The sequence below is a fragment of the Pantoea sp. JK genome (assembly GCF_026130245.1).
Taxonomy (GTDB): Bacteria; Pseudomonadota; Gammaproteobacteria; order Enterobacterales; family Enterobacteriaceae; genus Pantoea; species Pantoea trifolii.
The window spans coordinates 105,270-116,919 of the sequence record NZ_JAINFN010000013.1 but is presented as its reverse complement, the minus strand read 5'-3'; the positions used below and the strand labels follow the sequence as shown (position 1 = coordinate 116,919).

Sequence of the window (11,650 nt, the reverse complement as noted above, 5' to 3'; positions counted from 1 at the left end):
CCTGGCGGCTTTAGCGCGGTGGTCCCACCTGACCCCATGCCGAACTCAGAAGTGAAACGCCGTAGCGCCGATGGTAGTGTGGGGTCTCCCCATGCGAGAGTAGGGAACTGCCAGGCATCAAATAAGTGAAGAAGCCCCGAACGAAAGTTCGGGGCTTTTTTACATCCGGATATTAGTAAAAAATCTACTAATTCAACGCTTGTTCAGCCACTGAGCAATAAAATCAGCAACCTGCATTGGTTGATTAATATCCAATACCGGCAAATTCAGTTCTAAATCTTCATCAGCAGCGACTGCAATTACATACTGATCCAGCAAATCCTCAACCCTACCTTTAACGCCACGCCGCCAAAGTGCAATTTTGGGGACCGCCTCATCTTTGAAACCCTCTACCAGCACCAGATCTAATGCCGAGCTATCCATCTGCGATGCTAATTGCATCAGGCTTAGCGGCCTATCGGGTGTTTCAGCCATCAACGCCCAGCGCTGATTACTGGCGACGATCACTTGATCCGCCCCAGCTTTGCGCAGTAAATAGCTGTCTTTCCCCGGCGTATCGATATCCATCTGATGATGTGTGTGCTTAATTAAGCCTGGTCGAATCCCCCGAGCTTTGAGCAGCGGGATAACCTGCTCGAGCAAGGTCGTTTTTCCGGTCCCGCTCCACGCCGTAATTGCCAGTAAGCGCAGGCTCATAAACATTTTTCCTCATTCACGAGGTCATCTGGTGTGTTGATATTGCGAAACGCAGATTCTGGATCCGAAAACGCAACGGCATGCCCGCCATTCTCATGTAAAAACTGCATCAGGCGTCTCTTGCCGCGCAGTAGCCAGGCTTCAAGATCATCAGCGAGCGCACGATTGACCAGCGCTAAGGATGGATGATCACGCAGGGAAGACTTCACCCACACGGCGGGCGCATCATTACGCTGCTGCCATAAACGCGCGACGAAATCATTGGGGATCCATGGCGTATCGCAAGCGCAGAAAGCGACCCATTCGGTTTCACTGCTGCGTAAACCGCTGAGCATGCCAGCCAGCGGTCCGGGATAATCGGGCAATGAATCGGTAACAACCTGACAACCACTTGCCTGATAGCGATCAATGTTACGGTTAGCGCTTATCAACACAATATTGACCTGCGGCCGAAATCGCCGCAAAACGTGCTGATAAAGGGGTTCGCCCTGTAACATCAATAATCCTTTATCAAGGCCTCCCATACGGCTGCCTTGGCCACCCGCGAGGATCACGCCGGTAAATGCTGTCATCTTCGTCTCCTTGCTTCATTCTGGACGATACTTACTGAGCGGCAGCGTACCATCTGCATAAGGAATCAATGATGAAATATCACCGACTCAATGAACTGCTCGAGCTCCTGCAACCGGCATGGCAAAAGGATCCCGATCTCAATTTGCTGGCATTTTTGCAAAAACTGGCGCAGGAATCTGGTTTCAGTGGCCCATTAAGTGAATTAACCGATGATGTATTGATTTACCATCTCAAAATGCGTGACACAGATAGCCAGAGTGTCATTCCCGGCCTGAAAAAGGATTATGAAGTGGACTTCAAAACCGCGCTATTACGTGCACGCGGTGTGATTAAGGATTATGAGTAATGTTATCCTTGCGCATTAATCGCAAAGGTAACACACAGGCCAAATGATGAGCGAAGCCGCCTTTAATTTCCAGACGCTGAATCCCGATGTCATCCTTGATGCACTTTGGGATGCGGGTCTGCGTGTCGAATCAGGCTTAACCGCCCTCAATAGCTATGAAAACCGCGTCTATCAGTTCAGCGATGATGATAAACGCCGCTATGTGGCTAAGTTTTATCGTCCGCAGCGCTGGAGCGCGCAACAGATCCTTGAAGAGCATCAGTTCACTCAGGATTTATTAGAGGATGAAGTACCGGTTGCCGCGCCGCTCGTTCTGCAGGGCAGCACGCTGAATCATCATGCCGGCTTCATGTACGCGGTCTTCCCCAGTTTAGGCGGGCGGCAATATGAAACCGATAACGAGGATCAGATGGAATGGGTTGGCCGCTTTCTGGGCCGCATCCACCAAACCGCAAAGCAAAGCCTGTTTCAGCGGCGGCCCACCTTCGGCCTTGAAGAGTATGTGTTTCAACCACGCCAGGAGCTGGAACAAAGCGCGTTAGTTCCGTCTTCACTCAAGGACTTACTGCTTGCTGCCGTTGATAAGCTCAGCGCGACACTGCAGCAGCGCTGGCATAGCCAATGGCAGCCGTTAAGGTTGCACGGCGATTGCCATCCCGGCAATATTCTGTGGCGTGAAGGCCCGATGTTTGTCGATCTTGATGATGCCCGTAACGGACCAGCAGTGCAGGATTTGTGGATGCTGGTCAATGGCGATCGTCAGGAACAATTGATTCAATGGGACATTTTGCTGGAAGCCTATAATGAATTCGGTGATTTTGATTTACATGAATTGTCACTGATTGAGCCTTTACGCGCTATGCGCATGGTTTATTATTTGGCCTGGGTGGTACGCCGCTGGCAGGATCCCGCTTTTCCGCGCGCCTTTCCCTGGATGACAGATGAGGATTTTTGGCGCCGGCAGATTGCATTATTTATCGAGCAGGAAAGGCTGCTACAGGAACCGCCGTTGCAGCTTAGCCCGCAATATTAATGAAGTACTCAGGAGATTGTTTCACGATGAAAAAGATCATGTTTGCGCTGGTAGGTTTAATGCTGGCATTTGGCGCCTCAGCGGCACAGTTCAACGAGGGTAAGCAGTTCGTTACTTTGCCAAAGCCAGTGGCGGGTGAGCCGCAGGTTCTGGAGTTCTTCTCCTTCTTCTGCCCACATTGCTACCAGTTCGAACGCGTTTATCACGTGAGCGATGCAGTGAAAAAGAACCTGCCGGCGGATACGAAAGTGACCAAATACCACGTTGATTTCCTTGGCGGTCAATTCGGTCCGGTTGTCACTCAGGCATGGGCTGTTGCCATGGCGCTGGGCGTAGAAAGCAAAGTTACTGCACCGATCTTCGATGGTATTCAGAAAACCCAAACCGTTACCGATGCAGCAAGCCTGAAAGAGACCTTTATTAAAGCGGCGGGTATCTCTTCAGAAGATTACGATGCAGCGTGGAACAGCTTCGCTGTAAAAGCGCTAGTTGCGCAGCAGCAGAAAGCGGCAGCAGACGTCAATCTGCAAGGTGTGCCAGCAATCTTTGTTAACGGCAAATATATGGTTAACAACGGTGGCCTGGATACCAGCTCAATGGACAACTTCGTTGCTGATTACGCCAACGTAGTGAAATTCCTGGTAGAAAAGAAGTAATTTAGTTTTCAGAACGCCGGCACTGCCGGCGTTTTTTATTGCCTTTTCTCTCATACTTATAAGATGTATTTATTGACCTTCCGCTTAATATCCACATCGACGATCGTCTTTTAATTAGAGCGGATGAGGTCACGGTAAGTATTTAACTAACTGATATAATTTAATTTTTAATATTAAAGTAATTGCAATTAACGTAAATAACAATACGTTATGATTTTTACGCACAAACTTATCCACAGATTGATCCTTGCGATCCATGCCGCGTAACGACGAAAAAGATCCTGACTTCCCCGAGTGCATTCAACATTCTCCTCCGGTTGTGGCATCCTTATAGCCCTCATTATCGCAACGAAGAAAATACGAACCTATGGCGCAAATTGCAGAAAATCCCCTGATTCTGGTCGACGGCTCATCTTATCTGTACCGTGCATATCATGCCTTTCCGCCGCTAACGAACAGTGCAGGCGAGCCAACTGGCGCCATGTATGGTGTGCTCAACATGCTGAAAAGCTTGTTGATGCAGTATCAGCCAAGCCATGTGGCTGTGGTCTTCGATGCAAAAGGCAAAACTTTCCGCGATGAGCTGTTTGAGCACTACAAATCGCACCGTCCGCCGATGCCAGACGATCTGCGTGCGCAGATTGAGCCGCTGCATGAAATGGTGAAAGCGATGGGTCTGCCGCTATTGGCGGTTTCTGGCGTTGAGGCGGATGATGTCATCGGTACGCTGGCGCTAGAAGCGGAAAAACTCGGTCGCCCGGTGTTGATCAGCACCGGCGATAAAGATATGGCGCAGTTGGTGACGCCTGCGATCACCTTGATCAACACCATGACCAATACTGTGCTTGGTCCGGAAGAGGTCGAGCAGAAATATGGCGTGCCACCCGCGTTGATTATCGATTTCCTTGCCATGATGGGCGACAGCTCGGACAACATTCCGGGCGTGCCGGGCGTCGGTGAGAAAACCGCACAGGCGCTGCTGCAAGGCTTGGGTGGTATGCAGTCAATCTATGACAATCTCGATAAAGTGGCCGATCTCTCGTTCCGCGGCGCGAAAACCATGGCGGCTAAGCTGGAGCAAAATCGCGATGTCGCTTTCCTGTCTTATCAGCTGGCAACCATCAAAACCGATGTTGAAATGGATCTGACGTGCGATCAGCTCGTTGTCAATGAACCCAATGTAGAAGCACTGCAAACCTTGTTTAGCCGCTATGAATTTAAGCGCTGGATCACCGATTTGCAGGATGGCTCATGGCTGCAACAAGGTAAAAAGAGCAACGCGCAGACTAAGAAAGCGCACCTCAGCGAACCTGCTGCGCCCGCTGCCGAAGCGACCAGCGTGCTCTCTGCGGATGGCTACGTCACTATCCTCGATGAAGCGACATTTACTGAATGGCTGAAAAAGCTGAAAAGCGCCGAGCTCTTCGCTTTCGATCTTGAGACCGACTCGCTGGATACCTTAAGCGCCAACATTGTCGGTATTGGGTTTGCCGTCGCGCCGGGTGAAGCGGCTTATCTGCCGGTCGCCCACGATTATCTGGATGCGCCAGATCAGCTGGATCGTAGCGAAGTACTGAAGCAGCTAAAACCGCTGCTGGAAGATGGCAAAGCGGCGAAGGTTGGCCAGAATCTTAAATACGATCGTGGCGTGCTGAAGAATTACGACATCGAACTGAACGGCATCAAATTCGACACCATGCTGGAATCCTATTGCCTGAACAGCGTGGGTGGAAAACACGATATGGATAGCCTGGCCGCGCGCTGGCTGAACCATAAAACGGTGACGTTTGAAGAGATCGCGGGCAAAGGCAAAAATCAGCTCACTTTTAACCAAATTGCTATCGAGCAAGCCGGTCACTATGCGGCGGAAGATGCCGATGTCACGCTGCAATTGCATCTGAAAATGTGGGAGAAGCTGGAGCCGGAAGCGGGGCCGAAACAGGTATTTGAAGAGATCGAAATGCCGTTGTTGAAGGTGATATCGCGTATTGAGCGCAACGGTGTGCTGATTGACCAGAATATCCTGGCGAAACACTCGCAGGAGCTGACCACGCGTGTGGCCGAACTGGAGCTGAAAGCGCACGAGCTGGCGGGCGAACCGTTCAATCTCTCTTCACCTAAACAGCTGCAAACCATTCTGTTTGAAAAGCAGGGAATCAAGCCAACCAAGAAAACGCCGGGCGGCGCACCGTCGACCAGCGAAGAAGTATTGGCTGAGCTGGCGCTCGATTATCCATTGCCGAAAGTGATTCTTGAACATCGTGGTTTATCGAAGTTGAAATCGACTTACACCGATAAGCTGCCACTGATGATCAATCCGGTTACCGGCCGCGTGCATACTTCCTATCATCAGGCGGTAACCGCGACAGGACGACTCTCGTCTACCGATCCTAATCTGCAAAATATCCCGGTGCGCAACGAAGAAGGGCGCCGAATTCGCCAGGCGTTTATCGCCGGGCCGGGCAATCGTATTGTTGCTGCGGACTACTCACAGATTGAACTGCGCATCATGGCGCATTTGTCGCAAGATAAAGGTCTGCTGGATGCGTTTGCTCAGGGCGAAGATATCCACCGCGCCACCGCGTCAGAAGTATTTGGTGTGGCGCTTGGCAAAGTATCGGGCGAGCAGCGTCGCAGTGCTAAGGCGATCAACTTTGGCCTGATCTACGGAATGAGCGCGTTTGGTCTCTCTCGCCAGCTGAATATCGGCGCGGGTGAGGCGAAGAAATACATGGATCTCTACTTTGAACGCTATCCGGGCGTGTTGCGTTATATGGAAGAGACGCGCGCGAAGGCGGCAGAGAAAGGCTATGTTGAAACGCTTGATGGTCGTCGCTTGTGGCTGCCTGATATTACCTCCAGCAATGCCATTCGTCGTAAAGCAGCGGAGCGTGCGGCGATCAACGCCCCAATGCAAGGCACGGCGGCAGACATCATCAAACGCGCGATGATTGCGGTGGATGGCTGGCTGTTAGAGCAAAAAGACGATGCCGTGCGCATGATTATGCAGGTACACGATGAACTGGTGTTTGAGATTCGCAGCGACGCGGTAGATAGCTCGATTAAGACCATCCGTGACCTGATGGAGAACAGCATGAAGCTGGATGTGCCGCTGCAGGTTGAGGTCGGGTCCGGCGATAACTGGGATGAGGCGCACTGATTATGCGTATTCAGCGGTATTTGCGTGCCGCTGACATCATCATAAGAAAAATGTTTACTTAATCGGTTCAGCAACCTCACAAAGCGGTCTATTAAATGCGCGTTTTGTAACTACTTATCGGCTAAGCATTTTTTTAGTAATTAAACTACATCGCACACGTGAAAGTGTGATGAACTTAGTAAAAAAGATGTCGAATCCTGAAACTTAACAACAAAAAACCCTTTGTAGGGCGCGGAAAATCAGGTAGAGTTTGTCGCGTAGGGTACAGAGGTAAGATGTTCTATCTTTCAGACCTTTTACTTCACGTAATCGGATTTGGCTGAATATTTAGCCGCCCCAGTCATTTATGACTGGGGCGTTTTTTATTGGGCTTTTTCGCAAAAGCCGCAACAAAATTACTCTGCTGTTTCTTCGCCGTCGCCTTCTTGCGCAGGCTCCAGTTCGCTAAACCAGCTGTCCAACTTCTTACGCACAATATCAACGCCCATCTTCTTCAGTGACGAGAACATTTCTACCTGCACATCACCGTTAAAGGCCAACGACGCTTCGCGTACCATCGTCAGCTGTGCTTTACGCGCGCCGGATGCCAGCTTGTCGGCTTTGGTCAGCAAGACCAGCACGGGAATCTGGCTCTGCACGGCCCATTCAATCATGTTCTGATCGAGATCTTTCAGCGGATGGCGTATATCCATCAATACCACCAGGCCTTTCAATGCCTGGCGTTTCTGTAAATATTCCGCCAGAGACTTTTGCCATTTGCGCTTCATCTCTTCCGGAACCTGGGCATAGCCATAACCGGGTAAATCGACCAGACATTTACCTTCAACCACTTCAAACAGGTTAATCAGCTGGGTACGACCTGGCGTTTTACTGGTACGTGCCAGACCCTTTTGGTTGGTGATGGTGTTCAGCGCGCTGGATTTGCCTGCATTCGAGCGCCCGGCAAAAGCAACTTCTATGCCCACATCCGCCGGTAAATGGCGAATATCCGGGGCGCTGAGCATGAAATGGGTCATGTGATAGTTCAAAGCAGACAAAGTGAAACTCCAGCAAAATGAATCGGGCAATTGGGCTGATTATACCTGTAATGGCGCAAAAGTGCCCGATAGCGTCTAAACGCGTCATTTTGTAAGAGATCTATGATTTTTACTGCCAGCGATTACCGCTTCATGGAATATTAACAATGATTTTAGGCATTTAATTTCAATGGGTTGAAGTGTTTGTAGGAAATACCACTCTAAAATAGAGACAAGTCTCACTTGTTGATTTTACCTATTAGTCTACATTTGTTGTCAGTGCACGGCAGCACCCATCAGGATGATGAGCTCAGGAGTGTCGGGGATGACCAAGAGCATGGCGGGAAGCGATTCAGGCAGGAATCGAACAAGGACAGGGATTAATCGCAGGAGCGATGTGGCGATGGAGCAACCGGGACGTTGTGAGCCGTAAAGGATTTATTCAGTGTTTCCTTCGTATGAAGGTGCGATAAAAGGCGATAGCATAGGCTATCGCCTTTTTTCTTTGCTTACTTTCTGCTAGATTTCGCCGCAATTCTATACTGAACTCACAAAGCATCGCCGAGACCGGACACCATGAAGCAACCTGCATCAGCCCCGCGTGGCAAACCTGCTGCGAAAGCCAAACGCAAATCGCGTGAAGACCTTAATCAGGAAGCGCGCGATCGCAAACGCGATAAAAAGCATAGCGGCCATAAATCTGGCAGCCGCGCTAATCCGGAAACGCAAACCGCTGGCAAAGGTCAGGGTAAAAAAGCTCAGGATCCACGCCTGGGCAGCAAAACGCCGATTGCATTAGTCGCTGATGGTAAAATCCAGCCGGCGAAAAAGCCTGAAGCGAAGCCAAAGCCAAAAGCGGAAAAAGTTCGCCTGACGCCGCAAGAAGAGCTGGCGAAGCTGGAAAATGACGAACGTCTGGATACGCTGCTGGATCGCCTGGAAAACGGTGAAACCTTAAGTGGCGAAGATCAGGCCTGGCTGGATCAAACCTTAGACCGCATTGACGAGCTGATGGAAACGTTAGGCATCGCGCTGGATGACGAAGCGGAAGATGAGCAGGCTGAAGAAGATATGATGCGCCTGCTCAAAGGCAATTAAGGCCAATTTTGATCGGCATGCGTTTTCGCGCATGCCGTGCTAAACAGGTATTCACCTATGTTTTGGCCTGGATCAATTTTCGCGCTGCTACTGACATGTTATCTGATCTGGTTATTGTTTAAACTACGCCGCCTGTCGCGTCTGAAGTCGCGTTTACGTCGGCGTTCAGCCCATCGCTTCGTCCACTCTTCTGCTACGCGACCCTCTCTCAGACGACGTCACCGTAAGGAGTGAGCATGTCATCGCAGCAGATTGATTGGGATCAGCGCCTCATCGAAAAATACAATTACGCTGGCCCGCGTTATACCTCTTATCCTACCGCGCTTGAGTTCAGTGAGAACTTTGGCGAGGCTGATTTTCAGCACGCCGTGCAGCGCTATCCCGATCGTCCGTTATCGCTGTATGTGCATATCCCGTTTTGCCATCGTCTTTGCTACTTCTGCGGTTGCAATAAAATCGTGACACGCCAGCTGCATAAAGCCGATCGCTACCTCGATGTGCTGGAGCGGGAAATCCGCCAGCGTGCGCCCTTGTTTGCGGGGCGCAGCGTCACTCAGCTGCATTGGGGCGGCGGTACGCCGACATTCCTCAACCAGCAGCAGGTGAGCCGGTTGGTGGCGCTGCTACGCGATCATTTTACCATTGCCGATGATGTCGAAATGTCGATCGAGGTTGATCCGCGTGAAATCGAACCGGAGATGATCGATCATCTCCGCGCGGAAGGTTTCAATCGCCTGAGCATGGGCGTGCAGGACTTTAATAAAGCGGTGCAGGAGCGCGTGAATCGCGTGCAGGACGAAGAAACCATCTTCGCGCTGGTACAGCGTGCGCGTGAGCGGGGCTTCCGTTCGGTTAGCCTCGATCTGATTTATGGTTTGCCGCTGCAGACACCGGAAAGCTTCGCCTTCACTTTACAGCGCGTTATTGCACTTAATCCCGATCGCCTCAGCGTCTTCAACTATGCGCACATGCCGACGTTGTTCGCTGCGCAGCGCAAAATTAAAGATGACGAACTGCCAGGCGCGGCACAGAAACTACAAATCCTGCAGGAAACCATCGCCACCTTAACCGGCGAAGGTTACCAGTTTATCGGCATGGATCACTTCGCGCGTCCGGATGATGAACTGGCGGTGGCACAACGCGCCGGCGAACTGCATCGTAATTTTCAGGGCTACACCACGCAGGGCGAAACCGATCTGCTCGGTTTGGGCGTGTCGGCCATCAGTATGCTGGGCGACAGCTATGCGCAAAATCACAAAGAGTTGAAAGCCTATTACGCAGATGTCGAGCAGCGCGGCAATGCGCTGTGGCGCGGGCTCACGTTGAGTGATGATGATGGTTTGCGCCGCGATGTGATTAAAGCTTTAATCTGCAATTTCGCACTGGATTTTGCCGCGATAGAAGCGCAATACCCGATTGAGTTTGAACGTTATTTTGCCGAGGATTTAGCGCTGTTATCGCCGCTGGTGGCGGATGGATTAGTGCAACAGCGCGGTCGCAGTCTGCACGTTACTGGCGTCGGCCGTTTGCTGATTCGAAACATCTGTATGTGCTTCGATGTGTATATGCGCCAAAAGGTGCGCATGCAGCAGTTCTCGCGAGTGATATAAAAAAGGGGAGCTCATTCGCTCCCCTGTATCAAAACGCACAACGTGCGCGTTATTCCATTCCCAGCTCTTTCAACTTACGCGTAAGGGTATTACGTCCCCAGCCGAGCAAGCGTGCCGCTTCCTGTTTGTGCCCTTGCGTGTGACGCAGCGCGGTGGTGAGCAGGGTGCGCTCCATCTCCGGCTGTGCTTCCGACAACAGATTTTGATGACCGGAACGCAGGGCGCGATCTGCCCACTGCGCCAGCAGCGTGGCCCAGCTGTCCGGTAACGACTGCACCGGATTGTCTGGCGTGCTGGATTCAAACAGCTCAGGCGGCAGATCCTGAATCAATACTTCCTGGCCCGCTGCCATCACCGTCAACCAGCGACAGGTATTTTCCAGCTGGCGCACGTTACCGGACCAATGCAGACGCGTCAGCGCGGTTTCGGTTTCCGGATGCAGAATCTTCGCTTCCACGCCTAACTCACGTGCAGCGACCTGCAGGAAGTAACGCGCCAGGCGCGGAATATCCTCGCGGCGTTCACGCAGCGGCGGCAGATGAACGCGAATCACGTTAAGACGATGGAACAAGTCTTCACGGAATTTGCCTTCCTGCACGCGCAGCTCAAGATTCTGATGGGTTGCCGCGATAATACGCACATCCACTTTCACCGGCGCATAGCCGCCAACGCGATAAAACTGGCCATCGGCCAAAACGCGTAACAAGCGGGTCTGCACATCAAGCGGCATGTCACCAATTTCATCGAGGAACAGCGTGCCGCCATCGGCCTGCTCAAAACGTCCCTGACGAATCTGGTTCGCACCGGTAAATGCGCCTTTCTCGTGACCAAACAGCTCTGATTCAATCAAATCTTTGGGTATCGCCGCCATGTTCAGCGCGATAAAAGGGGACTTCGCACGCGGACTATGACGATGCAGCGCATGTGCCACCAACTCTTTACCGGTACCGGATTCACCGTTGATCAGCACGCTAATTGAGGAGCGTGAAAGACGACCAATGATGCGGAACACATCCTGCATGGCCGGCGCTTCGCCGATAATGTCGGTGGTTGGGCCGCTGACGGGCTGATTACGCGGCTGCTGCTGTTCCTGATAATGGCTAATCGCTCGCTCAACCAGCGCCACCGCTTCATCAATATCAAACGGCTTTGGCAGGTAATCAAACGCACCTTGCTGATAAGCACTGACGGCGGCATCCAGATCGGAGTGCGCGGTCATAATGATCACCGGCAGCATCGGATGACGCTGCTTAATCTGTTTCAGCAGCGTAAGTCCATCCATGCCAGGCATACGAATGTCTGACAATAATACGTCTGGGGTTTTGCTTGCGAGCGCGTCCAATACCTCGTTAGCGCTGTCAAAGGTTGCACAGCTCAAACCGGCTCCAGTGAGTGCCCTTTCAAGCACCCAGCGGATGGAGCTATCGTCATCGACGATCCAGACTATCCCTCGTTGCATAGA

Annotated in this window: 10 protein-coding genes and 1 rRNA gene; 7 read left to right on the top strand and 4 right to left on the bottom strand. The window is 51.7% G+C overall.

The genetic code is table 11. The features are described from left to right. Nucleotides 1-116 (top strand): 5S ribosomal RNA (gene rrf / locus PanJK_RS22515). Between the two features lie 76 nt (nt 117-192). Here rrf and mobB read toward each other — a convergent pair. After that, a complete protein-coding gene (gene mobB / locus PanJK_RS22510; RefSeq protein WP_265303132.1) occupies nt 193-696 on the bottom strand; it encodes a molybdopterin-guanine dinucleotide biosynthesis protein MobB in 504 nt (167 codons plus the stop codon). Next, nucleotides 693-1,268 carry a molybdenum cofactor guanylyltransferase MobA gene (gene mobA / locus PanJK_RS22505; protein WP_265303129.1) on the bottom strand — a complete coding sequence of 192 codons (576 nt, stop codon included), beginning with the start codon at nt 1,266-1,268 and terminating at the stop codon, nt 693-695. The genes mobB and mobA overlap by 4 nt, the downstream gene beginning before the upstream one ends. A gap of 71 nt (nt 1,269-1,339) precedes the next feature. On the opposite strand from mobA, the gene PanJK_RS22500 reads away from it, so the two are divergent. The 4 genes from PanJK_RS22500 (at nt 1,340) to polA (ending at nt 6,464) form a co-directional block, all read left to right on the top strand. Continuing rightward, entirely contained in the window at nt 1,340-1,615 is a 276-nt protein-coding gene (locus tag PanJK_RS22500) for a YihD family protein (RefSeq protein WP_265303127.1), read from the top strand. Nucleotides 1,616-1,661: 46 nt separating this feature from the next. Then, nucleotides 1,662-2,648 carry a serine/threonine protein kinase gene (locus tag PanJK_RS22495; RefSeq protein WP_265303125.1) on the top strand — a complete coding sequence of 329 codons (987 nt, stop codon included), beginning with the start codon at nt 1,662-1,664 and terminating at the stop codon, nt 2,646-2,648. 26 nt (nt 2,649-2,674) lie between these two features. Continuing rightward, a complete protein-coding gene (gene dsbA / locus PanJK_RS22490; protein WP_256697874.1) occupies nt 2,675-3,304 on the top strand; it encodes a thiol:disulfide interchange protein DsbA in 630 nt (209 codons plus the stop codon). A gap of 367 nt (nt 3,305-3,671) precedes the next feature. Continuing rightward, complete coding sequence (gene polA / locus PanJK_RS22485) at nt 3,672-6,464, top strand: DNA polymerase I (protein WP_265303122.1); 2,793 nt, start codon at nt 3,672-3,674, stop codon at nt 6,462-6,464. Nucleotides 6,465-6,859: 395 nt separating this feature from the next. Here the strand turns inward: polA and yihA are convergent, their stop codons facing one another. Further along, entirely contained in the window at nt 6,860-7,501 is a 642-nt protein-coding gene (gene yihA / locus PanJK_RS22480; protein ID WP_008109805.1) for a ribosome biogenesis GTP-binding protein YihA/YsxC, read from the bottom strand. 555 nt (nt 7,502-8,056) lie between these two features. Here yihA and yihI point away from each other — a divergent pair. Together yihI and hemN are read left to right on the top strand one after the other, a co-directional pair. After that, on the top strand, nt 8,057-8,578 hold the full coding sequence (gene yihI, locus PanJK_RS22475) for a Der GTPase-activating protein YihI (RefSeq protein ID WP_265303119.1): 522 nt from the start codon (nt 8,057-8,059) through the stop codon (nt 8,576-8,578). A 236-nt stretch (nt 8,579-8,814) separates the two neighbouring features. After that, on the top strand, nt 8,815-10,188 hold the full coding sequence (hemN, locus tag PanJK_RS22470; RefSeq protein WP_265303116.1) for an oxygen-independent coproporphyrinogen III oxidase: 1,374 nt from the start codon (nt 8,815-8,817) through the stop codon (nt 10,186-10,188). Between the two features lie 49 nt (nt 10,189-10,237). Here hemN and glnG read toward each other — a convergent pair whose 3' ends face one another. Beyond that, on the bottom strand, nt 10,238-11,647 hold the full coding sequence (gene glnG, locus PanJK_RS22465; protein WP_256697870.1) for a nitrogen regulation protein NR(I): 1,410 nt from the start codon (nt 11,645-11,647) through the stop codon (nt 10,238-10,240). Nucleotides 11,648-11,650 lie beyond the last annotated feature (3 nt).